Source organism: Flavobacterium psychroterrae (assembly GCF_018380615.1).
Taxonomy (GTDB): domain Bacteria; phylum Bacteroidota; class Bacteroidia; order Flavobacteriales; family Flavobacteriaceae; genus Flavobacterium; species Flavobacterium psychroterrae.
In genome coordinates, this window is the sequence record NZ_JAGYVZ010000017.1 from 96,092 (window position 1) to 119,816 (window position 23,725).

At 33.5% G+C, this 23,725-nt stretch carries 22 protein-coding genes; 12 read left to right on the forward strand and 10 right to left on the reverse strand.

Annotation, left to right across the window (positions count from 1 at the left end):
* The first annotated feature begins 3 nt into the window (after nt 1-3).
* Nucleotides 4-381 (forward strand): nuclear transport factor 2 family protein, encoded by a 378-nt coding sequence (locus tag KHA90_RS17505; protein ID WP_213303669.1) that lies wholly within the window; start codon nt 4-6, stop codon nt 379-381.
* 90 nt (nt 382-471) lie between these two features.
* Here the strand turns inward: KHA90_RS17505 and KHA90_RS17510 are convergent, their stop codons facing one another.
* Nucleotides 472-657: a bacteriocin-like protein gene (locus KHA90_RS17510; protein ID WP_213303671.1), complete on the reverse strand. Its 186-nt coding sequence runs from the start codon at nt 655-657 to the stop codon at nt 472-474.
* Nucleotides 658-885: 228 nt separating this feature from the next.
* Here KHA90_RS17510 and KHA90_RS17515 point away from each other — a divergent pair, with 228 nt between their 5' ends.
* From KHA90_RS17515 to KHA90_RS17540, 6 genes are all read left to right on the forward strand, one after another.
* Complete coding sequence (locus KHA90_RS17515) at nt 886-1,626, forward strand: LytTR family DNA-binding domain-containing protein (protein WP_213303673.1); 741 nt, start codon at nt 886-888, stop codon at nt 1,624-1,626.
* Nucleotides 1,627-1,727: 101 nt separating this feature from the next.
* Complete coding sequence (locus KHA90_RS17520) at nt 1,728-2,285, forward strand: hypothetical protein (RefSeq protein ID WP_213303675.1); 558 nt, start codon at nt 1,728-1,730, stop codon at nt 2,283-2,285.
* 80 nt (nt 2,286-2,365) lie between these two features.
* Nucleotides 2,366-2,737 (forward strand): hypothetical protein, encoded by a 372-nt coding sequence (locus KHA90_RS17525; protein WP_213303677.1) that lies wholly within the window; start codon nt 2,366-2,368, stop codon nt 2,735-2,737.
* A gap of 71 nt (nt 2,738-2,808) precedes the next feature.
* Nucleotides 2,809-2,988, forward strand: coding sequence for a hypothetical protein (locus tag KHA90_RS17530; RefSeq protein ID WP_213303679.1), 180 nt, complete (start codon nt 2,809-2,811; stop codon nt 2,986-2,988).
* A 205-nt stretch (nt 2,989-3,193) separates the two neighbouring features.
* Nucleotides 3,194-4,483 carry a hypothetical protein gene (locus KHA90_RS17535; RefSeq protein ID WP_213303681.1) on the forward strand — a complete coding sequence of 430 codons (1,290 nt, stop codon included), beginning with the start codon at nt 3,194-3,196 and terminating at the stop codon, nt 4,481-4,483.
* A complete protein-coding gene (locus tag KHA90_RS17540; RefSeq protein ID WP_213303683.1) occupies nt 4,480-5,823 on the forward strand; it encodes a hypothetical protein in 1,344 nt (447 codons plus the stop codon). The genes KHA90_RS17535 and KHA90_RS17540 overlap by 4 nt, the downstream gene beginning before the upstream one ends.
* A 75-nt stretch (nt 5,824-5,898) precedes the next feature.
* Here KHA90_RS17540 and KHA90_RS17545 read toward each other — a convergent pair whose 3' ends face one another.
* Nucleotides 5,899-7,260, reverse strand: coding sequence for a hydroxymethylglutaryl-CoA synthase family protein (locus KHA90_RS17545; RefSeq protein WP_213303686.1), 1,362 nt, complete (start codon nt 7,258-7,260; stop codon nt 5,899-5,901).
* A gap of 362 nt (nt 7,261-7,622) precedes the next feature.
* On the opposite strand from KHA90_RS17545, the gene KHA90_RS17550 reads away from it, so the two are divergent.
* From KHA90_RS17550 to KHA90_RS17565, 4 genes are all read left to right on the forward strand, one after another.
* A complete protein-coding gene (locus KHA90_RS17550; protein ID WP_213303689.1) occupies nt 7,623-8,288 on the forward strand; it encodes a succinate dehydrogenase cytochrome b subunit in 666 nt (221 codons plus the stop codon).
* Nucleotides 8,289-8,299: 11 nt separating this feature from the next.
* The gene (locus tag KHA90_RS17555; RefSeq protein ID WP_213303691.1) at nt 8,300-10,300 is read left to right on the forward strand and encodes a fumarate reductase/succinate dehydrogenase flavoprotein subunit; all 2,001 of its coding nucleotides are present in this window, start codon (nt 8,300-8,302) and stop codon (nt 10,298-10,300) included.
* Nucleotides 10,301-10,380: 80 nt separating this feature from the next.
* Nucleotides 10,381-11,127 carry a succinate dehydrogenase/fumarate reductase iron-sulfur subunit gene (locus KHA90_RS17560; RefSeq protein WP_072964183.1) on the forward strand — a complete coding sequence of 249 codons (747 nt, stop codon included), beginning with the start codon at nt 10,381-10,383 and terminating at the stop codon, nt 11,125-11,127.
* A 113-nt stretch (nt 11,128-11,240) separates the two neighbouring features.
* Nucleotides 11,241-12,254: a hypothetical protein gene (locus KHA90_RS17565; RefSeq protein ID WP_213303694.1), complete on the forward strand. Its 1,014-nt coding sequence runs from the start codon at nt 11,241-11,243 to the stop codon at nt 12,252-12,254.
* Nucleotides 12,255-12,310: 56 nt separating this feature from the next.
* Here KHA90_RS17565 and KHA90_RS17570 read toward each other — a convergent pair whose 3' ends face one another.
* Nucleotides 12,311-14,614 (reverse strand): family 20 glycosylhydrolase, encoded by a 2,304-nt coding sequence (locus KHA90_RS17570; RefSeq protein WP_213303697.1) that lies wholly within the window; start codon nt 14,612-14,614, stop codon nt 12,311-12,313.
* Between the two features lie 190 nt (nt 14,615-14,804).
* Here KHA90_RS17570 and KHA90_RS17575 point away from each other — a divergent pair, with 190 nt between their 5' ends.
* The gene (locus KHA90_RS17575; RefSeq protein WP_213303700.1) at nt 14,805-15,584 is read left to right on the forward strand and encodes a DeoR/GlpR family DNA-binding transcription regulator; all 780 of its coding nucleotides are present in this window, start codon (nt 14,805-14,807) and stop codon (nt 15,582-15,584) included.
* A 224-nt stretch (nt 15,585-15,808) separates the two neighbouring features.
* Here KHA90_RS17575 and KHA90_RS17580 read toward each other — a convergent pair whose 3' ends face one another.
* From KHA90_RS17580 to KHA90_RS17610, 7 genes are all read right to left on the reverse strand, one after another.
* The gene (locus KHA90_RS17580; protein ID WP_213303703.1) at nt 15,809-16,879 is read right to left on the reverse strand and encodes a dipeptidase; all 1,071 of its coding nucleotides are present in this window, start codon (nt 16,877-16,879) and stop codon (nt 15,809-15,811) included.
* Nucleotides 16,880-17,006: 127 nt separating this feature from the next.
* On the reverse strand, nt 17,007-18,122 hold the full coding sequence (locus tag KHA90_RS17585; RefSeq protein WP_213303706.1) for a D-TA family PLP-dependent enzyme: 1,116 nt from the start codon (nt 18,120-18,122) through the stop codon (nt 17,007-17,009).
* Between the two features lie 5 nt (nt 18,123-18,127).
* On the reverse strand, nt 18,128-18,775 hold the full coding sequence (locus KHA90_RS17590) for a beta/alpha barrel domain-containing protein (RefSeq protein ID WP_213303709.1): 648 nt from the start codon (nt 18,773-18,775) through the stop codon (nt 18,128-18,130).
* A gap of 9 nt (nt 18,776-18,784) precedes the next feature.
* Entirely contained in the window at nt 18,785-19,813 is a 1,029-nt protein-coding gene (locus KHA90_RS17595; protein WP_213303712.1) for a sugar kinase, read from the reverse strand.
* 343 nt (nt 19,814-20,156) lie between these two features.
* Nucleotides 20,157-20,624 carry a RidA family protein gene (locus KHA90_RS17600; protein ID WP_213303715.1) on the reverse strand — a complete coding sequence of 156 codons (468 nt, stop codon included), beginning with the start codon at nt 20,622-20,624 and terminating at the stop codon, nt 20,157-20,159.
* A 4-nt stretch (nt 20,625-20,628) separates the two neighbouring features.
* Nucleotides 20,629-21,948 (reverse strand): GntP family permease, encoded by a 1,320-nt coding sequence (locus KHA90_RS17605; protein WP_213303718.1) that lies wholly within the window; start codon nt 21,946-21,948, stop codon nt 20,629-20,631.
* 219 nt (nt 21,949-22,167) lie between these two features.
* Nucleotides 22,168-23,697: a SusD/RagB family nutrient-binding outer membrane lipoprotein gene (locus KHA90_RS17610; protein ID WP_213303721.1), complete on the reverse strand. Its 1,530-nt coding sequence runs from the start codon at nt 23,695-23,697 to the stop codon at nt 22,168-22,170.
* Nucleotides 23,698-23,725 lie beyond the last annotated feature (28 nt).

A 23,725-nucleotide genomic window follows, 5' to 3' on the forward strand; every position in this document is an offset into this window, starting at 1 on the left:
ATTATGATTGACAGAGAAAAAATAATACAGAATTATATTGATGGTTACAATCAATTTGATATTGATAAAATGATTGCTGATTTTGATGATAAAATTATTTTTGAGAATATCCAAAATGGTGAAGTAAATATGACTTTAACAGGATTCGCAGAATTTAAAAATCAGGCGAAAGAAGCAAAAAAGTATTTTTCGAAAAGATTTCAAACTGTGGAAACCTTCAGACATTCAGATTCTAAGACCGAAATAGATATTGATTATCATGGTGTTTTAGCAATGGATTTGCCGAACGGAATGAAAACAGGAGAACAATTAAACTTAACAGGAAAGTCTGTTTTTGAGTTTTTAGATAATAAAATTATTAGATTGAGGGATATAAGTTAATTATAAAACAGATTAATCTTTTCAGTAATGAAAAGATTGAGCATAAAAAAACTGCCATCTTGTTGATAGCAGTTTTTAATAAATTGATGATTATGTCGCTCCGTATTCCATACAGATACTATTTGTTGATGTTTTGTATAAATACCAACCACATGAGTTTATGGTATAAAAAGTGACTTCTTGACCATTACATAACGGCCATGGTGTGCAGGGTGCACCAGTGCCACCGTTAATTGATTTCAATTCTTCTTTTGATAATTTTTGGAAATTTTTCATAGTAATTTGTTTTTTGGGTTTCCTACTCTATAAGTTTTTCGGATACGACTGTGATAAAAATACAAATTATTTTTTAGATAAATACTTACAAAAAAGAGCTTTTTCGATTTGGATTTATTTTTTGAGAATCTGCAATCTTTTTGTTTTTTCAAGATAAATTTGGGGTAAATTCCTTCTTTTTTTGTGTTTTTATTCTAATATTGTACATTAATAATTGCTTTAAAAAAGATGAAAGAATTAAATCCGTCGATAAAACATAATTTAATAGTAGGATTACTTATTGCGTTATGGATTTTTATTTTCGCCATTATTATAAAACCTTTTGATGACGGAACTTTAAATTTCAGATCTTGGTTTTTAATGAGTTTTGGGTTTAGTTTGCTGGCATTTTTAGGTTATTCAATTCTTGCTTTTCTTCAAAAAATGATCTACAAAAAAACAGGAAAATGGAATATTAGCTTAGAAATAGCAAGTATTCTATTTTTCTATTTGATTTATTTAACTGGGATTTTCGGTTATTATAAAAGCCCGATTTTAAAAGGTGGATATAATTTAGCGGAGTTCTCTTCGATAATATTTATCAAAGTTACTTTGATTTTAACTCCTGTAATTGTTTTGGCGAGGCGATATTTGATAAAATTGATTCCAGTAAAAGATGATATTCTGATTTTTAAAGGAGAAAATAAACTAGATATTCTAAAAATCAAAAAAGCTGACTTGGTTTGTATTTCTAATGCACAAAATTATGTCGAGATTTTTTATTTAGAAAATGGTAAACTCAGTTCAAAAATAATTCGGTCTTCGCTTAAAAAAGTCCAGGAAGATTTTACTTTTTTAATGCAAATTCATCGTTCTCATTTAATAAATCCATTGCATTTTAAATCCTGGAGAAACCAAAATACAATTATTCTGACTCAAATTGAGCTTCCGGTTTCTAAAAATTATAAAGAAAGTTTATTGACCTTATAATTTCGTACCTAAAACAATGCGTTTTGTACCAAAGTCAATAATATTGGTATCTGAGCAAGTTTCATGATTTAGTTTTGTCTCATCAATTTTAAAAATTAATTATGACAACTAAACACCTTTGCCTTTTGGGATTATTATTTTTTCTGATCAGTTATTTACTATTTTCTAAAGTTTTGCCGGACTTTCAAAAACCAATCGATTTTGCTCATTGGTTTAATCTTATGGGAGCATGTTTTTTATTATTCTTTAATAACATGTTTCCTAAAAACAGATTAAATACTATAGCTTCAATTGTCACCGCTTTAGGTGTTATGGCGCATATTGGTCTTTGTACAATCGATTTTATAATGTGGAGTTTTGGTAATAATGATCTCGCCAGAGAAGCATTAAGTCAACAAATTAGTAATACTCCATCAATTTTATACCCATTTATTATTGTTGGTCCGTCATTATTATTTGTTGGGCTTTCTATTCATGCGTTCAATTTTATCAAAACAAATACAACAAGTTCCTTAATGGTTATTCTTGCTTCGCCAGCAATAGGATTTTCTTTTTTTGTATTGAAAAACGGAGTTTGTATGTTGTTGAGTTGCGTCGTTTTTGTTTTGGGATTGGGTTTGTTGCTTTATAGAACCGAAAGCAAAAAAAGTAATCAATAAACAAAATGAGTCATAAAATTGTGGGTTTTGTTTTAATTCGTATTTTCGTTCAACTGGAAAAATAATCCAAATCAAATCGATTGAATAAATATCTAAAATATCTGCTTTCACTCTTTCTGGCTTTTAGTCTGATTGCGAATGATTGTACGGTAGATTTTCAATCGAAAAAATCAGATTATTATCGATCTTCGTATGTTATTTTAAGAAGAGAATTAGATTTTGCAACTTCTCGTGTTTACATATTCAATCAATTTATTTCCCGAATAAAAATCGCATTTTTAATTCCTATAAATTTTCTGGAAGTGAAGCAAATCTGCACTTTTCAGGTTCTGGTTTTTTTAAAATGGCGAACATATCTTTATCAAAATATAAATTCATTTATAAAACGATCTGTCTTTGTAAACGAAATAATCACTTCAAATAATTTTTACCAAAGTTTATACAGCGCTTAGAAATCCTAGGCTTTTATGCGCTTCAACGCATATGATGATAAAATAATGTCTAATCATTTATCATTTTCAAAATGTATAAACACAAAAACAAAACATGTTTAGCGCAATCTAAACGACCACTTCATTGGTTAAAACGAAAAATACTTGTAATTATGACTGCCTTTATGTTAGGAATGGCGAACGGAATGCAAACGCAAGATGAATCCATTAAAGGAAAACAGAATTATACAGAACAGCATAAAAAGGATTGATTAAAAACCGAAACTGTTTTAGCTTCGGTTTTTTGCTTTAATAAATTCATAAATGTTAAATTACTGTAAATCAAATTATTATAATTGTAATATAACTCAAGTTAAAATATATTTCATTTTTATGTCAAAAAAATGATTTTTAGATTAAATGTTAATTTTTTTTAATAGTTTTGGGCAAATTCCTACACAACCACTAATCCTAATTATGGACAAAAAAACCAAATTTTTTAAAACTGTACTTTTACTTCAATTTGTTCCCGCTCTTTTACTTGGTCTTTTAATTGTAATGAATTACAGACCTCAAAAATTACTTAATATTAGAGGACTTCATCCATATGAATTTAATTATGGATATGCAATTCCTTTAATTTTCTTTATTGTTTGTCTTCTTCTTTCAACTGTTACTTTGTTTTCAGAGCCTGAAACTATTGAAGAAACTGAAGAAGAAATACAAAAGAAAAAGCGTCAGAAAAATTTCTGGAAATTCGCTTTTTATTGCAATTTGTTCTTTTTGGTAATCATTACCATTTTTTTAATTGGTATTGCCCAAAGAGATCCATTAGTACTTGATTATCCTATTATTTTTTACAGTATAGTGCTTTCCAGATCACTGCTCGTAATTTTATTAAGTTTAGTGACAGCGTCATTTTTGTTGGCAGCAGGGATTTATTGGAAAACAAATAAATCAATGGGAATCGTAATTCTCATCTTCAGTCTTTTAATTATTGGTGGCTCCGTAATTTTCGATTCGATATTCATAATTGTTTCTATGCAGCGCTCTGCAACATATATTCAAGAAAGAGATGAAAAAGGACTGTCATCTGATACTGGTGAAGCATCAGAAGATTATTCAGGTGAAAGTGATGAAAGCGAAGAAGTAGATGCCGAGGTCGAAAAATCGAAATTAATTTCGTCTTGGAATTCTTTAATTCCGGATTGGGGAGGAATTACCGGAAAATATAATTTTTATGATGTCAGGATTTTGATTGGCAGAAGTTTAGACGATCATATCACTGAAAACGACTATTATTATTTGGTTCAGTATATTGATAATCTGAGAGAACGTCCTAATGATCTTTATTCAGGGTTCGAGAATTACAGATCAGTTATTTACAGTATTATTTCACCACAAACGTATCGCAATGCTAATTTCGACAAAATTGTAGAAGGCTTATTGTTGACTTATGATGATATTGGTGCAGAAAGCGAAAAATTAAGTGAAATTTATAAGGCCATGGATGTTCCTTACGATACTCCCCGACCTAATATGGAGCAGCATTATTCAGACTTTGAAAAACATTTCTCTGACGAAACAATTGAAAAACTTAAATCTCAAAAGTTTTTGGATAATTCTGAATTTAGGGACGCTGATATTATGTGGTTTTACAGTTTCTGGGCCAGACGAAATCACGAGGGAAATAGTAAAGAAATTGCGATAATCTTAAATGAAATAAAACAATATTACGACCCAAATTCAAACTCAGACGAAGAATGATAAAATCTTATAAAATAATTTTAATAACCCAGTCTATAATATTACTGATTTTTGGTTTTGTTTTTAAAGCACAATATTATGATGATATTCAGTTAATACCAACAATTCAGTTATTGATAATTGGCTTTTCGCCTTTAATTTTATTGACAATTTCAATAATAATTCAAAAATTGATAGTTGCTGTTATTTATTCAGATTCAACAAATGATCAAATAGATAAGGAGAAAATGTCGATTGATAAATTTTGGAAGAACGCATTTTTTATCAATGCGATTTTTGGTGTTTTAACTTTCCTTTCTTCTATTATTTCTTCCGTTTTAAAATTGGAAGTCGGAGTTGTTAGTTCTGATTATATTTATAGATTTTTTCTCTCCATAGGAATTATAATGATCTCCAGTTTGATTATAAGTCTTTTTTTAAGAATAAAAGAATCAGTTAGTGAAATAAATAAGTTATCTAACTATTTATTGGTCTTTATTTCAATCCTTATTTTTGCTTTTTCCTTATATCTGTCTATATTAAATGTTTTAAAAGTACGATCTTATAGTGGTGATAGTATGATAGGAACCATAAATACGGTAAATGAAACAGAAGAAACGGTTTATCAGGAAAGTGAAGGGGAAGGAGAGGGTGAAGAGCCAGAGTCAGAATCTGATTATTACGGTTTTAACGAAATGAGTTTTCCTGATATTGATACAAAAGAATACTTTAAAGAACTCTTTGAAGATCAGAATTATGATAATGAAAAAACGCAGGATCTTACAAAGATCTTTTTGTTCAGCTTTATGGAATTGGAAAAAGGTCAGTCTTTTATGGAATTAAGAAGTGCAATTGAAAGAGGGTTCGCCTATGATGAAGAAATAAAAAAGGTTGATAAAAAGATAAGAAAAAATCCTGAAGCGATAAAGGAAACTTTTGATACTTACAGTCCTTTTCTTTACGCTTTTTTATCAGATAAAATTTATGTTGAGTCCAATTTGAATCTTATTGTCGATGCTTTATTAAACAGTCATGAAGATATTTATGAAACTGAAAATCCTGAAGAGGCTTTAAATAAGATTTACAAAACAATGATTTTTGGTTCTCAAAAGGAATTTCCTAAATATTATTATGACCAGATAAGTCCTTACGCGTCAGAAGCCGTTTTGGATTTAGTAAATAAAAATTCAGAAACAGATTCAGAAAGAAATAATAGTAATGTAGAGTATAGTTCACAACTTACCACAACCTGGATTTATAGCTTTTGGGCAAGGCGTTTTAAAGAAAAGAACAATGAGGTAGTTTTTGAAATCCTGAAAGAAATCAAAGAACATTATGATGAAGAATTAAATAAAGAATAAGGTTAAAAAAACCGAAGCAATTAGCTTCGGTTTTTTTTTTATTGGAATTAGGAATTTAGAAAATTCCTAATTTAACTATTCAACCCACTTATAATATCTCGCTCCAATCAAATTAGGAATTTCTTTTTCGATTCGATCTAAAACCCATTCATTTTTAGGAGTTCGAATGCTTTCTTTTTGTTCTTTTTTATGAAGACTTTCATAAGTTTCAAAATCAATTTCAGTGCTTTCTTTCAGATTCTCAAAAAGTTTGACTTTGGCTAAAACCGATTGCCATTCCAGTTGAATTGTTCCTTCAAAAACTTTCGATTTTGATCCGCTTCCATAAGCAAGAAATCCGAATTTAGTTCCTGCAACATCTGTTTTTGTATCATAATAATGCGCCAAAGTTGATAATAATCCCATAAAAATAGATCCTGTATAAAGATTCCCGATTAGCGATGAAGCTAATTCTGCGGGTTGTAATTTCTCGGTTACGAACTTTTTATATTCATCAGATTTTCCAACTTCCTTAATTTTAGTTTGGTAATCTGCTGGTTCGATATTTTCTGCAATAATTTTATCAGCATGATCTAAAGCATATATTTCAGATAACATTCGGCGTCCCTGAAAAGAATAGGGAAGGTGCATGATGATACTATTCCATGAATTATATAATGTTTCGGTCGTGTTTTTTAACTTCTTGAATGAAAAGTAAGCAGATCTCGTACGATCCATATAGCATTGATTCGAATATTGTCCGTCAAAAACCGGTTGATCTTTATGGATTTCTATTTCGGCTTCTAAATTATCAAACCACGGATCGTTGTTTTCGTTTTGGTTAATGGCTTCTTTTGAGATAGTTCTGTAGGGTTTGAAAAAATCAAAAACACCTTTTGTACTTGTTGCCCAATTTTCATCAAAAGCAATAATTTTTGGGTTCGAAGTTATCAGCATTGCAACAGCTCCGGCGCCTTGTGTATATTCTCCGGTGGAATTTAAATCGTATTTCGCAAAATCGGTCGTAACCACAATTGCTTTTTTGGTCGGATTTAGTTTTACAAAATCAATACAGTTTTGCAAAGCATCAACACCGCCAATACAGGCAAAAGTAAAATCGACAACATCGCATTCAGTTAAGGAATCTTCTCCAAATTTCTGTTCCATCAAGCTGATTAAGAAAGAACTAATTGGTTTTGAACTATCGATTGCACTTTCTGTTCCCACATAAATCCGACTAACTTCGTTTAAGTTTATTTCACTGTCAAGAATTAGTTTGGTTAAAGCGTTCGCTCCAAAAACAACCGCATCCTGATGAACGTCAGGCAAAGTCATTTTAATTAATCCGAGACCTTTTTCTAATTTTTCGGGTTCAATATTTCTGGCTATTGCCAAAGTTTTTATGGGCAAATGTATGTTGGCTACATCAAAAGAGATAGCGTCAATTCCTGTTTTCATTATCATTTTTTTTGAAGCTGATAAAGGTAAAATTATGTTATGGAATGACAACTTTTTAAATCTATAAAAATTGTACCGAACGACACTTTTGAAGAAAACAAATTAAAAGTTTACTTAAAATACTAATATGATAAATTTTTGAGATGATCCGGATTGTATGGGATTGTACTAATTCGCTTCTTTAAAAGGTATATTAATAGCTTTTTATAATAAAATTATTTGGTATTGATTATTTTTCATACGTAAAAGTACTTATGTATAATGTATTTTAAAATCATTATAAATAACAGCGAAATGGTTGTAGTTCTTTGTTAATTGAGTTATTTTTGTGTAATTTTTTAAAACAAACTACTTAAACACTTATGGCACAATCTGCACTATTGAATGCTTCCATCTTAAAGAAAGTGGCTATGGCCCTTTCGGGAATATTCTTAATCACGTTTTTAGCGCTGCATGTTTCCTTAAATTTCATTTCTATTATTAGTAAAGATGTTTTTAACGAAGCATCTCACTTTATGGGATACAATCCGCTGATTCAATATGTAATGCAACCAGTTTTGGCAATCGGAGTAATCTTCCATTTCGTTATGGGATTCGTATTGACTGCTCAAAATACTGCTGCGAGACCAATTGCTTATGCAAAATACAACGGAGCTGCAAATGCTTCATGGAGTTCTAGAAATATGATTATTTCTGGATTGGTTATTTTGGCTTTCTTAGGATTGCATTTTTATGATTTCTGGTTTCCGGAGGTTAACTATAAATATATTGCAGGTGTTGCACCAGATGCTACAAGATATTATGATGAATTAGTTCATAAATTTCATGACCCAATTCGTACCGGAATATATTGTGTATCATTTGTGTTATTAGGGTTTCACCTTTGGCACGGATTCGGTTCATCTCTTCAATCAATGGGGATGCATAATAAGTACTCAAGATTTTTAAGTAAAGTAGGTTACGGTTTTGCAGTTGTAGTACCGGCACTTTTCGTAATTATCGCATTATTTCATCATTTCAATAATTAATATCAATTATAATGGCATTAGATTCAAAAATTCCACACGGCCCAATATCGGACAAATGGACAGATTATAAAGATCATATTAATTTAGTAAACCCTGCAAACAAACGTAATTTAGATATTATCATCGTTGGTACAGGTTTGGCTGGAGGTTCAGCTGCGGCTACTTTGGCTGAGCAGGGATATAACGTAAAAGCATTTTGTTTTCAGGATTCACCAAGACGTGCGCACTCTATTGCGGCACAAGGTGGTATCAATGCAGCAAAAAATTATAAAGGGGATGGTGACTCGGTTTACAGATTATTTTATGATACTGTAAAAGGTGGTGACTACCGTGCACGTGAGGCAAACGTTCACCGTTTGGCTGAAGTTTCGGCTAATATTATTGACCAATGTGTAGCTCAAGGTGTACCATTGGCTCGTGAATATGGTGGACTTTTAGATAACCGTTCTTTTGGAGGAACTTTGGTTTCTCGTACTTTTTACGCACAAGGACAAACCGGACAACAATTATTGCTAGGAGCTTATTCTGCAATGAACCGTCAGATTGGTCGTGGAAAAGTAAAAATGTACAACCGTCACGAAATGTTAGACATTGTTATCGTGAACGGAAAAGCGAGAGGTATTATCGCTCGTAACCTTATTACAGGAGAAATAGAAAGACATTCTGCTCACGCGGTAGTAGTTGGTTCAGGAGGATACGGAAACGTATTTTTCCTTTCAACAAATGCTATGGGAAGTAACGCAACAGCAGCTTGGAAAATACATAAAAAAGGAGCGTTTTTCGCAAATCCTTGTTACACGCAAATTCACCCAACATGTATTCCGGTTTCTGGAGATCACCAGTCAAAACTGACTTTGATGTCTGAATCGTTGCGTAATGACGGTCGTATTTGGGTTCCTGCAAAACAAGAAGATGCAAAAGCAATTCGTGAAGGAAAGAAAAAAGCAACTGATTTATCTGAAGCTGAGAGAGATTATTTCTTGGAAAGAAGATATCCTGCTTTTGGTAACTTAGTACCTCGTGACGTTGCGTCTCGTGCTGCAAAAGAAAGATGTGATGCTGGTTTTGGAGTTAACAAAACCGGAGAAGCTGTTTACTTAGATTTCGCAGCAGCAATTAATCGTTACGGAACTGAAGAAGCTTTTGTAAAAGGTTTAGATGCTAATGATAAAGCATTAGTAACTAAATTAGGAGCTGAAATCGTGAAAAGTAAATACGGAAACTTATTCCAGATGTATTACAAAATCGTTGACGAAGATCCTTATACAACGCCAATGATGATTTATCCTGCGGTTCACTACACAATGGGTGGAACATGGGTTGATTATAACTTAATGACTACAATTCCGGGATGTTTCTCTATTGGAGAATCTAACTTCTCTGATCACGGAGCAAACAGACTTGGAGCTTCTGCTTTGATGCAAGGTTTAGCTGATGGATATTTCGTATTACCTTATACTATTGGAGATTATTTAGCTCCGGATATTAAAATGGGAGAAATTTCTACAGATTTACCAGAATTCGTAGCAGCAGAAAAAGAAGTAAAAGATCAAATTGACAGATTTATCAATAATAAAGGAACTCATTCTGTAGATTATTTCCATAAGAAATTAGGAAAAATCATGTGGGATAAAGTTGGTATGGCTCGTAATGCTAAAGGTTTATCTGAAGCTATCGAAGAAATTGCTGCTTTACGTGAAGAGTTTTATAAAGATGTAAAAGTTCCTGGAAGCGCTAACGAATTTAATCAGGAATTAGAGAAAGCGACACGTGTTGCCGATTTCTTAGAGTTAGGAGAATTGTTCGCGAAAGATGCATTGCACCGTAATGAATCTTGTGGAGGTCACTTCCGTGAAGAATACCAAACAGAAGAAGGAGAAGCACTTCGTGATGATGAAAACTTTGCATATGTTGCAGCTTGGGAATATAAAGGAAAACCAAGTGATGCCGTATTACACAAAGAACCTCTGGTTTACGAAAACATTAAATTAGTTCAAAGAAGCTACAAATAAAATTCGGTCGAAAGTCGAAAGTCAAAAGTCTCAAAGAAGGCTTTCGACTTTCGACTTTAGGACTTTCAAACTAAAACAGTATGAAACTTACATTAAAAATATGGCGTCAGAAAAACGCCCAAGATAAAGGGGGAATTGTTGATTACCCAATTGACGGAATCGAACCAGATATGTCTTTCCTTGAAATGCTTGATGTTCTTAACGAACAATTGATCAACAAAGGTGAAGAGCCAGTAGCATTTGACCACGATTGTCGTGAAGGAATTTGCGGAATGTGTTCATTATTCATTAACGGAGAAGCACACGGACCAGACAGAGGAGTTACAACTTGTCAATTACACATGCGTATGTTTAAAGATGGTGACACGATTTTTATCGAGCCATTTAGAGCAAAAGCTTTCCCGGTAATTAAAGATTTAGTAGTTGACAGAAGTTCTTTTGACAGAATTCAACATGCAGGAGGATTTATCTCTGTAAATACTTCAGGAAATACAATTGATGCGAATACAATTCCGATTAACAAACACGATGCAGATAAATCATTTGATGCTGCTGCTTGTATTGGTTGTGGAGCTTGTGTTGCAACTTGCAAAAACTCATCGGCAATGTTGTTCGTTGCTGCAAAAGTATCTCAATATGCTTTATTACCTCAAGGTAAAATTGAAGCAGTTGATCGTGTTTTAAACATGGTTCACCAAATGGATCACGAAGGTTTTGGTAACTGTACCAATACTGGAGCTTGTGAAGTAGAATGCCCTAAAGGAATTTCTCTTGAAAATATCGCACGTATGAACCGTGAATATTTATCAGCAAGTTTACAAGGATAATCTAAACATATATTTAGTTGATATAAAAACGCATTCATTAAATTGAATGCGTTTTTTTTGTACTATTTTTACCGCACCTAAAAATAATATACACCAAAAAAAAATCGTATTAAATGAAAAGAATTTTACTTATTGTAATGCTTGCCCTAAGCATTCAAAATTATGCTCAGGTAGCTGTGACTCCTTCTTATCGTGGCGCAAATGATCCTTTTGAAAAAGGAGAGCTAGAAAGATTTAAGGCTACAACTACTATTTTTGTATTACCTCAAATTAACAAAAAAGAAGATTATGAAAAAATCCTGAAAGAAGTCTGGACAGTTACACCATATAAAGTCGTGGAATATAAAGATTTTAAAATGTTAGATTATGCTGATGGAACTTATTCAATTGCTGATTTTGACGCAGATATAAAAATAACTTCAAAAGGAACTACGTTTGTTCATACCAATTTTGCTGTAAGAATTTTAGATAAAGAAAAAATCGATAAGCGATTAAAAAAGTTAAAACCAGACGACAAAAACTATGACCGAAAAATAAAAGAGCTTTTCAGAGAAGATTTAATTTATATTGCGAGAGCTCCTTTATCTGCTAATGCTGTTTACATAGCTGAGGCAATGAAAGCAAGAACGGATGAAAAAGCACAAATTGTATTTGAAAAAATATATACAGAAAATAGTTTTACTAATACCAATTTAGGAATGTTGAAAAATTATTTTCAGGACATTAATCAAATCATTAGCAAAGGAGAACATAGCGGGCTTTATGATGATTTTACAAAACCGGAAATTAAAAATTTAAAAGAAGCTACACTTTATATTCCTGAGGCATATATGATGGAGTTTAGTCCTTGGAAAATTACTGATAAACTTAGAGATGAAAAGGATCTTAAAAAACTTTTAGAAGATTATAAATATAAGTATCAGTTTATAAAAGATGAGGATTTGCAAAAGAAGATTTTAAATAATGAAGACATCTATTATTTAAGATATGTGAGTATGAATGCAAACAAATATCTACAAGTTGTAAATGCAAAAACTGGATCACCTGCGTATTATTTTTATGGCGGCGGAAGTTACAATCTAAAAGATGATGATTTTGAAGATTTAAGTAAAGCTATAAGCAAATAATTTCTACGAAATTTAAATAAAAAGCATTCGCGGTGGCGAATGCTTTTTTTTATATCCTATTCATAGTACAATTGCGAAGCAATAATTTCTTGTTTTTCGTTTCCTTCCTGCTGGATAAAACAACTTAAAGTAGTCCCGCCAATCTGATCAAAATAACTAATGTTCAATTTGTGAAAACCTTTTTCGAGTTTTACGACTCCGTAAGCTTCGTTGAGCCAATGAATGCCATCGTTATTAACCACTAATTCATTATCGATAAAAAGCTTAGACCCGTCGTCTGAAAGCGTCGAAATGGTATAATTTGCCGTTTCTGCGATATAGACATATCCGTCAAATTTTAAGCCGATATAACGCTCTGTTTTTGATTTCCATTTTTCACTTCTAACTGCGCCTTCAAAAATACCCGAATTAATAGGTTTTATTAATTCTAGATCTTGTACTTGTTGGAATGATGTTCCTGTGTAATAATCAAATTTCAAACCTTTCTTCGTTGGTTTTATGGCTAAGGCCGATTTTAGATCTGGGTTTCTAACCAGTATTTTATTGATAGAACTTTTTCTTCCGCTCGGACTGATTTGAACGGTTTTGATAATTCGATATTCTCCTTTCGGAATATTTATCGTTACAGGCTTTGTATAAAGTTCTGCAGTTTCATCCGGATTATAACCGTCAATCGTGTAGAAAATTTGTCCGTTTTTGATGGTTGGTTTTAAATCCAAAACATATTTATATGCGATTAAAGCGGTTTCGGTCGAGCCGAAAGGAGTTGGAACTTTGTATAATCTTTTTTGAGTTTCCAGTTTTTCTAAATGATAAGGAATTTGGTTCAAAATAAAATGATTGTAATTTTTGTTTTGAGGTTCTGTCCAGGCAATTTCTGCTAAGGCAAATACTCGTGGATAAAGCTGATAATTTAATTTAGCCGGACTTGTTATATATTCTGACCAAAGATTAGACTGAACACCCATAATGTATTTTTGTTCATCCACCGTTAAGCTATCAACAGGAGTTGGATTGTAATTGTATATTTTGTCAACCGTAATTAGTCTTCCTACGGTTAAAGGTTCCTGTGGTGAATAGCCTTGGTTATAATCCAGATAAAGAACTTGTTCCGGATTCATGATTACATTATGCTTTTGTTTTGCTGCGCTAATTCCGCCCGATTCACCTCGCCATGACATTACAGCTGCGTTTGGTGCGAGCCCGCCTTCGAGCATTTCATCCCAGCCTAAAATTTGTCTTCCGTGTGCATTTAGGAATTTTTCTATTCGGGTGGTCAGGTAACTTTGTAATTCGTGTTCGTTTTTTAATCCTAAATCTTTGATTCGTTTTTGGCAATTCGGGCATTCTTTCCATCTTGTTTTCGGACATTCGTCTCCGCCAATATGAATATATTTACTCGGAAACAAAGCGATAACTTCAGTTAGAACATCTTCTAAAAAAGTAAAGGTTTCCTCTTTTCCAGCGCAGAAAATATCATCAAAAACACCCCAATATTCTATAACTTTATATTGACGATCCGGAAAACAGGATAAATTTGGATAAGCCGTAACGGCTGCAGTTGCATGACCGGGCATTTCGATTTCCGGAATAATATTAACATAATGATCTTCGGCAAATTTCACGACGTCTTTGATTTCTTCCTGAGTATAAAAACCTCCGTACGGATTTCCATCAAAAAAATAGGGTGATCTTTCGAATTTATTTCCCACTAAAGTCTGTGCTCTTTTTGAACCTACTTCAGTTAGTTTTGGATACTTTTTTATCTCAATTCTCCATCCCTGATCGTCCGTTAAATGCCAGTGAAAGTTATTTAACTTATAACTGGACATTTGTGCTATAAAATCTTTTATAACATCGACGGAGAAAAAATGACGGCAAACATCCAGATGAAGCCCGCGGTAGTTGTATCTGGGCTCATCTTCGATCGTTAGGCAAGGCAATTTTACTTCCTCATTTTTTGGTTTATTGGGTAAAAGCTGTAATAAACTCTGAACTGCATAAAATAATCCTTCCTCGCTTCCTGTAACGGTAATTTTTTTAGGCGTAATATTGATTTTATACGCTTCTTTTTTTAAAGATGAAGACGGATTTTTGGTAATGAACAAAACTTCAACATTGCTTTTTTTATTTATTAAATTTGAGTTTATGGCAGCTTCGAAAATTTGTGCCGTTTTGAATTCTTTTGCACTGAATTTATGATTCTCAAAAACAACTTTTATTTTTCCGTTTAAACGAATGCTATCTCCGGTTGCTTTATATGAATTTGGAGCAGGAATTATAGTAGTATTATCAGAAGAAGTTTGAGCGTTCCCAAAGTAATAACAAAATATCAAAAAGAGGAGTATACGTTTGTGCATGGTTGCTTTTTTGGTTTGTTAAACAAATTTATGTTTTGTATGTTAAGTTTGCATTTTTTTTGCAAAACTTATTTGTCTTTAAATGTCTTTAAAATAGCGCAATTAACTTTTTCATCACTTAGTGTTGTAATTTGTTTCGCAATAATATTGCATTTATTGTTTACATTTGTTCCAACAAAAACATATTTGCATGAATACTGATAATGAAGTGGTGAATTACACCAAGGAAGAGCGTAAAAATCTTATTCTAAAAGAGATAAATTTGCATACCCGTGTAAGTTTTGAAACACTTTCGGCAAAATTATTTGTTTCAGAAGATACTGTGAGACGTGATATTAACGAACTTGAATCAGAATCTTTATTGATTAAGGTAAAAGGCGGTGCGATGACAAAAGCATATCACCATTCTTCGACTAATAATCAAACTTATGCAGGTGAATCTAAGCAAATCATTGCGCAAAAAACCTTAGGATTACTTCATGACGGAATGGTTTTGTTAATTGGTGGAGGAACTACAATTCGTGAGTTCATCCGTTTGATTCCTGATGATTTAAATCTTACTATTTTTACCGTTACCGTTTTGTCAGCCGTTGAACTTCTGGACAAACCCAATGTTAAAATTATTATGATTGGCGGTAGCATTTCGTCTTATAGTCAAATGTGTGTGAGCGGTGATGTCTATAATCAGTTGGCTAATATCAAAGTCGATTTGTTAATATTAGGAACCAATGCTCTTGATATCGAAGGTGGTTTCTCAGATTCTGATTGGGAAACCGTTCAGGTAAAAAAAGCAATGATTCAGGCTTCTGAAAAAACAGCGATTCTTACTATTTCTGAAAAACTGGATACAGTTCTAAAAATGAAAATTGCCAACTTATCCGAGGTTGATTACGTTGTCACGGAAGTTGATCCAAACGACGAAAAATTACAATCGTATAAGAAGGCAGTTCCCAGTTTAGTTTTTATTTAATATGACTATACGTGGCAAATACCAAACCAAAATAATATAAAAAAGCTTGCCACGAATTTCTCGAATTACCCCGAATTACTTAATTATACAGATTAGCAAATCTGTATAAATCTGTGCAATTTAGGACTAGTTTTTTAAGCAGTTTCAAAATAAAAATTCGAGAAAATTCGAGAAATTTGTGGCAAAAAAACAAGTTTGATATTCTTTGCAGACTGCCATATTAGTTAATCCCAATTTTTTATTAAGAAATTGATCCAGTTCTGGTGAAAGATTTTATCCAAATCGTCATCAGAATAGCCATTGTTTTTAAAAATCAGAACTAATTTTTGTAAATCGGCAATCGTATCTAAATCATGCGGACCTTGTTCTGTGCCAAAGGCACCGTCAAGATCAGAACCTATACCAATATGATTTGCATTTCCGGCCAATTGGCAAATGTGATCCATGTGTTTGAAAATACTTTCCAGATTGCAATTCGTGCCTTTTGGAGTCGAAACGCCTCGTTCCCAATACGGGACTAACATCCACGCATCTAAAGCTCCGCCAATAACTGCTCCGCGAGAAATTAAAGCCTGAATCATTTCATCGCTATATTGACGGTTATGATCAACCAAACTTCTGCAATTGTTATGACTTGCCCAAACAGGCCCGTTATAATGATCTAAAGCCTGCCAAAAAGCATCGTCGCATAAATGCGTTGCATCCAGAATAATATTCAAACGCTCCATTTCTTTCAATAAATCAAGTCCGTTTTGTTGCATTTTTCCGGTTGCGTCCGTTCCGTTTGCGTAACGTCCGGGTCCGTAATGCGCAGGTCCAATCGCGCGCAATCCGTAATTGTATGCTTTTTCTAAATACGAAACATCAATAATAGAATCAGCACCTTCCAGACTCAAAATATAACCAATAGGTTTTTTATCGTTTGGCGTTCCGTCATTCCATAAATCTATTTGTTTTAGTAATGATTTTTTGTCGGTAATTGCTGTAATTTCTCCGGCTTCTTCCATTGCTTTGTACCACGCCAATTGTCCCTGAGTTTGTGCCCAGGCTTGTTCAGGAGAATTCCAACCCGGAATAATGCTGTCAGGTTTTACAAATCTTGCAATTTGAGTTGCCACAACAATACCAATATTACCGCGTCGTAAATCAGGAAAAGAAACCGTAGCGCGTTCGCGATCTGGTTTGTCTGTCATTCCTTTTTCGAGATGGCGCAACGTGGGAACATCATTTCTTAAATCTCTGTTCCATTCCATCGCATTCATGCTCAGGTCTAAATGGGCGTCTATTATAAACATAGTATTATTTTTTAAGGCACAAAGTTCCAAAGGCTCAGAGGTTTTATACAAGTGTTATTATGAGATCTCTTCTCTTTCTTCTTCGCTCTATTTTCTATTCTTTTTCCTTTATTCTCTTTTTTTGCTGCTAGATATTAATTTTTCTGCTGCGGGCAACAACCTGCCATTGATCGCAAATTTCATGCGCTGCATTTACCACCTGAACCGAATCATAAAGGGCGCAAGTTGGGCAAACATGATAAGGCTCGGCATAAATCGTGTCGCCAATAGCATACTCGTTTTTTCCTCTGTTTTCTATAATCAAATGTTCTTCTGAATGTGCCGTTGGGATTAGATTTTCATCATTTAAAATCAATAATCTTTTATCAATAGGACTTTCAGAAGCCACAGCTTTGTATCCAATATCAATACAAAATGTAGTACTCGTTGGTTTTGAAATTAAGGTTCCAACAATAACCAAAGCCGGTTCAAAATTTTGTTCCGGTAAATGAATTTGATAATTTGAATCCCAAAAAACAAAAGTTCCGGGACTTGATTCTACATTTTTTTCTGATGAATAAAACGGAAATGTATTTGAACCTCCGGCGACAATTTTTAGTTTATAATCTAAATTCTGCTCTACTTCCTTAATCTTTTCATTGATGCTGAAAAAGGCATTTGAAGCCGCAGCAATTCGTTCGTCCAGATCGCCTTTTAAATGACCATCATAAATATGAATTCCTGTAAAGTGAAGATTCTTTAAGTGAATAATGGCAATAATCAACGCACTCCAATTTTCAGAAGTTGAAAACCCGGTTCTGTTCATTCCGGTATTGAGATCCAGATAAACAGTAAGTTTCAAATTATTTTTCTCCGCAATTTCATTTAAGGCTTTCGCCGATTCAAAATTGTCAACAATAGTCGAAAAAGCAGTATTTGGATATTTTTGAATCAATGAAATCCATCTTTCTTTTTTTACTCCAACGGGCTGATAGGCGAGAAGCACATCTGAAATTTCATGTATGGCAGAAAGTTCAGCTTCGGCAATTGTAGCACATTTTATTTTATTGATGTTGTAGGTTTTAAATAAATCCAGAATCTCACCAATTTTATGTGTCTTTATATGCGGTCGTAAATTTTGAGTTTCGCCATTTACGGATTCAATTAAACGCTCAATATTTGACTGAATACGATCTTCGTAAACAGCTAAAAATGGCGTATCAACGCGGATTTCGGAATTAATTTTCCACCAATTGTCTTGCATAACTTTTAGTTTCTGGTTTTTTCTACAACTTCAATTAAATTTTGAAAAGCGTTTAATGATTCTTCATAACTTAAGTTCAAAAGCATTTCTTTCGAAAATAAATTAGAACCAATTCCCACACAAACGACTCCGGATTTGAACCATGATTTCAAATTGCTTTCTTCAAGCGTTACGCCTCCGGTTGGCATTATTTTCAAATTTGGGAAAGGTGCTCTAATGGCTTTTACATATCCTGGACCGCCAATTTTATCGGCTGGAAAAAGCTTTACAATTTCGGCTCCTAATTTATTAGCGTGCAGTATTTCATTTAAAGTCGCAGCGCCGGGAATCCAGTAAATATTATTTTTGAAACAATAATTGCCAATCTCTAAATCAGTGTGAGGGCAAACAATACAATCTGCTCCTAATTGATGAAAAGTTTCAGCATCATCAACACTTAAAATCGATCCAACAGCTATTTTAACATCAAGATTATTCGCTTTTTTAAAGGCGATCATTTGAGTAAAAACTTCTTTAGCGTTATCTGCACGAGCAGCAAACTCGATAATTTTTATGCCAGCATCAGCCGCCGATTGTAATACAATCTGTGCGGTTTCAATATTGATTTGTGTTACTAACGGAAGTACGCCTTGTGCTTTTAAAATGCTGTACATATTCTTTATTTATCTGTTAATTCTATTACTTGAGCCGTTTTTAATAAAATGACTTATCTCATTCAGACTTGTTATGGCAAAATCTCCGTGAATACTTTGTTTGATGACGCCGCAAGCCGTTGCCCATTCGATACATTCTTGTCCGGAAAATTTATGGGATAATCCATATAATAATCCTGCATTGAAAGCGTCTCCGGAACCAATTTGGTCTGTTACAACGTGTATTTTATGTTCTTGTGTCTGATAAAAATTGCCTTCATGAATCAATAAACCTTTGTATAAATGTGCAGGTCCGTCTGATTTTCTAAAACTCATTGCCAGTGTTTTTAGAAAAGGCATTTTTGCTTTTAATAATTCAAATGTTTTATGAAAACGATCTTCGTCTGAATCTTTGTTATCCGTTTTTATTCCAAAATAAATTTCAATCGCATCTAGATCAGCAACGGTAATTGTGCTGTATTGCAGCAAGTCCGGCATAATCTCCGATGGATGTTTTCCGTATTGCCATAATTTTGATCGAAAGTTAAAATCAGAAGAAATTGGCAAACCTTTTTTGTGTGCTGCAAGAATCGCTTCTTTACAAGCTAATCCTGCTTCATTAGAAGCTCCCGGACTGATTCCCGACCAATGAAAATGAGTAATATCAGCTAAAGCCAAATCCCAATTAATCTGATCTTTTTGAATGGTAGCGAATGAAGAATTGCTTCGGTCGTAAATAACCTGCGATTGCCTGATTTGATTTCCGGCTTCGACAAAATACAATCCTAAACGTTCTCCGCCATAAACACATTTTGAAGTATTGACTTTGTATTTCTGAAGCTCGTTTAAGGCTAATTGTGCTAAATCATTCTGCGGTAATCGAGTAATATAATCGGTTTGAATACCGAGTTGAGAAAGTAAAACACAAACATTTGCTTCGGCACCGCCAACATGTACTTTTATTTCGTTGGCCTGCGTAAACCTATTTCCATCAGCAACACTCATCCGAAGTAATAATTCTCCAAAAGTTGCAATTCTAGTTTGTGGTGTTGTATTCATGGTTATTGTTTTTTTTCCAAAGATTTCAAATAATTTTTTTACCATTAAGATATTAAGAAAATTAAGTTTGACTTCTTAATGAAGCATATGAGGCTAAGAAAATTAAGCTTAGCTTCTTAATGAAACTTAATATTTTAATGGTTCAACTGAATGATTAATGTTTAAACATTTAATGTTTTTTTTACCATTAAGATATTAAGAAAATTAAGCTTGACTTAATGAAACTTATGAGGTTAAGAAAAATTAAGCTTAGCTTCTTAATAAACTTAATATCTTAATGGTTCAATTAAATAAACTGTGTGAATCTGTTTAATCCGTAAAATCTGTGGGCTAAATTTTTAATCTAAAATAATTCAAAAACGGCTTCAACTTCGACAGGAATATTGTCTGGTAGAGAACCCATTCCTACGGCGCTTCTTACTCCAATTCCGTTTTCTTGTCCCCAAACTTCGGCAAACAATTCGCTGCAGCCATTTATAACATACGGATGTCTCAGGAAATCGCCATTGCAATTTACCATTCCTAAAACTTTTATAACACGTTTTACTTTATTCAGGCTTCCAAAATTGGTTACAATTGTAGAAAGCATTGTTAAGCCGACTTGTCTTGCTGCTAATTTTCCTTCTTCGATATCCATGTCATCGCCAATTCGTCCAATGATTAAGGATTTGTCGTCATTAACAGGCCCGTGACCTGAAAGGTATAAATATTTACCATCAACTAAATATGGTTTGTATATACCAAGTGGCTGAGGCGCCGGCGGAAGAGACAAACCAAGAGTGTCAAATTTTTCTTGTGGTAATAAATTCATGATATTAATGTATTATAGAGTTTAAAATAAAAACGAAAATGATTCCTAAAACAGATACTAGAGATTCCATGACGGTCCATGATTTGAACGTGTCTTTCAGGCTGATATTAAAATATTCTTTGAACATCCAAAAGCTTGGATCGTTTACATGCGAGCACATTAGACTTCCGGCTCCAACAGCCAGAACTAGTAGGTTAGGATCGAGACCAGCTGTTTGAAGTAACGGTAATAAAACGCTGGCGGTCATTAATCCAGCGGCTGTTGCAGACCCAACACAAATGCGAATAATCGCTGCCATCATCCAGGCCAGTAAATACGGGTGAATGTTTATTTGTGTCAGGGTCGTTACAATCGTTTCGTTTACACCGCTCACAATCATAACTTCTTTTAAACCACCGGCACCACCCACAATTAAAACAATTAGAGCCACATCTTTTATAGCAACGGCATAATCATCCATTACTGATTTGATGCTTCTGTTCATTCTGATTCCTAAAGTATAGGTACAAATCAATAAAGAAATCAGCATAATCATACTTGGTTCCCCAACTGTTTTACAAATATTTATTAATGTTTCATTTTGTGAAATCATAGGTAATATCGAAGTCAACGTTAATCCGAAAACCGGAAATAATGCAGAGAATAAACTCAGTGCAAAACTTGGTTGTTTTCCTGCGTTTACAACTTCTTCGACATTTAGAATTTCATGATCTGATTCTGTTTTGATGTTTTTTAATAAATTAGAAAACAACAAACCCGCAATAAAAATAGTTGGAATCGCAATGATGATTCCGTAGACTAAAACTAGTCCGATATCAGCATTTAAAATACTGCTCAAGGCCATTGGAGACGGATGTGGCGGCAAAAAACCGTGTGCTACTGAAAGGGAAGCTAACATTGGGATTCCCAGATATACTTTTGAAAGTTTAAATTGATGGGCTACTGAGAAGATTAATGGAACTAACAAAACAAATCCAACACTATAAAATAGCGGTATCCCAACAATAAATCCAGTAATCATTAAGCCAAGACGAACGTATTTTTTGCCGGTCCATCCCATAACTGTTTTGGCCATGACATTGGCGGCGCCTGATGAAACGGTAAGTTTACCAATACAGGTTCCAAAAACAATAATCAATGTAATCGATCCTAACATTTCGCCCAAACCTTTTTGAACGGTTTGAGACAAAGTGTTTATTGGCAGGCCTAAAAAAAGACCTGCTAATAAAGCTGTTATGATAAAGGCAATAAACGGATTGATTTTAAACCAGGCAATCTGAATGATTAAAAACGCAATGCATGCCGTAAGAATTAATATGCTCATTTATCTTTTGTATTAATATTTATCCCATTTAAGGATTGAGAGTTTAATTTGTGCCTTTAGGCACTTAATATTGGTAGAAAATATGAATCACAATATTTGGCGTGCCGTAGGTACGCAATTAGTCATGTTTGTTGCGTACCTACGGCACGCTAACGAATTTGAAATCTTGTAACTACCAATATTAAGTGCCTAAAGGCACATTTTTAACTCTTGGATTTTTTATTTATCCCACCACATTTTTGTTGTGAATGTGTCTTCGCCCTGGCGTTTGATTGCTTCAGCTAAATTAGCAGAATTCACTGAATATTCTGTTGTTGGGTATTTGAAACGTCTTGGAATTGTGCCGTTTGTAACGTTGCCCGGAAAATTTACAGGAACTAAAACAGGATATCCGGTTCTTCTCCAATTTGCATAAACTTCTTGCTCGTCTACAAATAAGGCAACGTAAATTTGAGTGTGAATCTGGTTCATTTTATCTTCAAATGAACCTGCTGCATTAAACGGATTTAAGGTTAAATAAACAGTTGCATCTGTAATTGCATAAGACACTCCGTAGATTCCCATGTTTAAAAAGGATGCTTTTACACCTTTCTCATACAAATCCTTATCGGTTTCATTTGTGTACCATCCTCTTGCTGCGGCTTCGGCTAAATATAAATTAGTTTCGGAGTTGCTTATCAATACAAGCGGTGCATCATATTTAAAAACTGTACTTTGATTTGGCTCAGAATAAGTTCCTTGTTCAGCAGCTGTTGGCGCAATTTTTGTTCCGTTAGGGAAACCTTTTTGTATTGCAAGTGTTGTATTTTGAGATGTTCCCTGCCAAACTCCGGCGTAAACACTAATTCTTGGATCGGCTGTTGCTTTTAATAAATCGATGAAGGTTTTGCCTAATTTTCCGCCTTCAACATTTTTCTGACCAAAAGATCCTGCAGTAAAATCCTGCTTTCTGGAATCAAAACCAACAGGGTTTCTGTTGATGTCGTTGGGTCCATCGGTGTATTTCATAATTGCATTATCGGCAGTATTTAAAATTACGCCGCCGGCAATTGCTTTTGTAACCCAGGTTTTTGATAAAGCCGGATCAACTTTACTTAATCTCAATCCTAATCTGAGCATTAATGAATAAGAGAATTTCTTCCATTTTACAACATCTCCATCATAGATAAAATCGGCTTTGCCAAAACTTGCTTTTGCAGGATCTAATGCTGCTGCAGCTTCGTCAAGTTCTTTTAATAAATCTTTGTAAATGAATTCCTGAGTATCATATTTAGGAAGAAATATTTGTGCGCTATTTGCTTTTGCAGCATCAGAATAAGGAATGTCACCATATAAATCTGTTACTCTGTGATACAAATACGCTTTCCAGATTCGTGCAATATTCAGTTTATTACTATCTGTAGGTGTATCTTTTAAGGTATTAATTACAATTTCGGTTTCATTTAATGCGGTTGGGTAAACCTGATTGAAATAAGCAGAATAATAAACTTCATTACTCAAATATTTATCTCCGGCGCCGGAAGCTTCTTTGTAAGTCGCATAATGCTGAATCATTCCGCCACATTCTAATATATTGGTTGCAAAATAATTATTATTCAAACCATCTAATTGAGCTTTGCTGAAAATAAAATTTGCATTGGGTTTTTCAACAACGTTTGGGTTGGTATTGATTTCTTCAAAATCCTTGGTACAGGCTGTCATACTTCCTAAAAGTATACCTGAGATGTATAATATGGTTAACTTTTTCATGTCTTTTAATTTAAAATTAGCAATAAAG

Coding starts and splice junctions, on each gene's coding strand:
- KHA90_RS17505 (WP_213303669.1), top strand. CDS start 4: ATGATTGACAGAGAAAAAATAATACAGAATTATATTGATGGTTACAAT.
- KHA90_RS17510 (WP_213303671.1), bottom strand. CDS start 657: ATGAAAAATTTCCAAAAATTATCAAAAGAAGAATTGAAATCAATTAAC.
- KHA90_RS17515 (WP_213303673.1), top strand. CDS start 886: ATGAAAGAATTAAATCCGTCGATAAAACATAATTTAATAGTAGGATTA.
- KHA90_RS17520 (WP_213303675.1), top strand. CDS start 1,728: ATGACAACTAAACACCTTTGCCTTTTGGGATTATTATTTTTTCTGATC.
- KHA90_RS17530 (WP_213303679.1), top strand. CDS start 2,809: ATGTATAAACACAAAAACAAAACATGTTTAGCGCAATCTAAACGACCA.
- KHA90_RS17535 (WP_213303681.1), top strand. CDS start 3,194: ATGGACAAAAAAACCAAATTTTTTAAAACTGTACTTTTACTTCAATTT.
- KHA90_RS17540 (WP_213303683.1), top strand. CDS start 4,480: ATGATAAAATCTTATAAAATAATTTTAATAACCCAGTCTATAATATTA.
- KHA90_RS17545 (WP_213303686.1), bottom strand. CDS start 7,260: ATGAAAACAGGAATTGACGCTATCTCTTTTGATGTAGCCAACATACAT.
- KHA90_RS17550 (WP_213303689.1), top strand. CDS start 7,623: ATGGCACAATCTGCACTATTGAATGCTTCCATCTTAAAGAAAGTGGCT.
- KHA90_RS17555 (WP_213303691.1), top strand. CDS start 8,300: ATGGCATTAGATTCAAAAATTCCACACGGCCCAATATCGGACAAATGG.
- KHA90_RS17560 (WP_072964183.1), top strand. CDS start 10,381: ATGAAACTTACATTAAAAATATGGCGTCAGAAAAACGCCCAAGATAAA.
- KHA90_RS17565 (WP_213303694.1), top strand. CDS start 11,241: ATGAAAAGAATTTTACTTATTGTAATGCTTGCCCTAAGCATTCAAAAT.
- KHA90_RS17570 (WP_213303697.1), bottom strand. CDS start 14,614: ATGCACAAACGTATACTCCTCTTTTTGATATTTTGTTATTACTTTGGG.
- KHA90_RS17575 (WP_213303700.1), top strand. CDS start 14,805: ATGAATACTGATAATGAAGTGGTGAATTACACCAAGGAAGAGCGTAAA.
- KHA90_RS17580 (WP_213303703.1), bottom strand. CDS start 16,879: ATGTTTATAATAGACGCCCATTTAGACCTGAGCATGAATGCGATGGAA.
- KHA90_RS17585 (WP_213303706.1), bottom strand. CDS start 18,122: ATGCAAGACAATTGGTGGAAAATTAATTCCGAAATCCGCGTTGATACG.
- KHA90_RS17590 (WP_213303709.1), bottom strand. CDS start 18,775: ATGTACAGCATTTTAAAAGCACAAGGCGTACTTCCGTTAGTAACACAA.
- KHA90_RS17595 (WP_213303712.1), bottom strand. CDS start 19,813: ATGAATACAACACCACAAACTAGAATTGCAACTTTTGGAGAATTATTA.
- KHA90_RS17600 (WP_213303715.1), bottom strand. CDS start 20,624: ATGAATTTATTACCACAAGAAAAATTTGACACTCTTGGTTTGTCTCTT.
- KHA90_RS17605 (WP_213303718.1), bottom strand. CDS start 21,948: ATGAGCATATTAATTCTTACGGCATGCATTGCGTTTTTAATCATTCAG.
- KHA90_RS17610 (WP_213303721.1), bottom strand. CDS start 23,697: ATGAAAAAGTTAACCATATTATACATCTCAGGTATACTTTTAGGAAGT.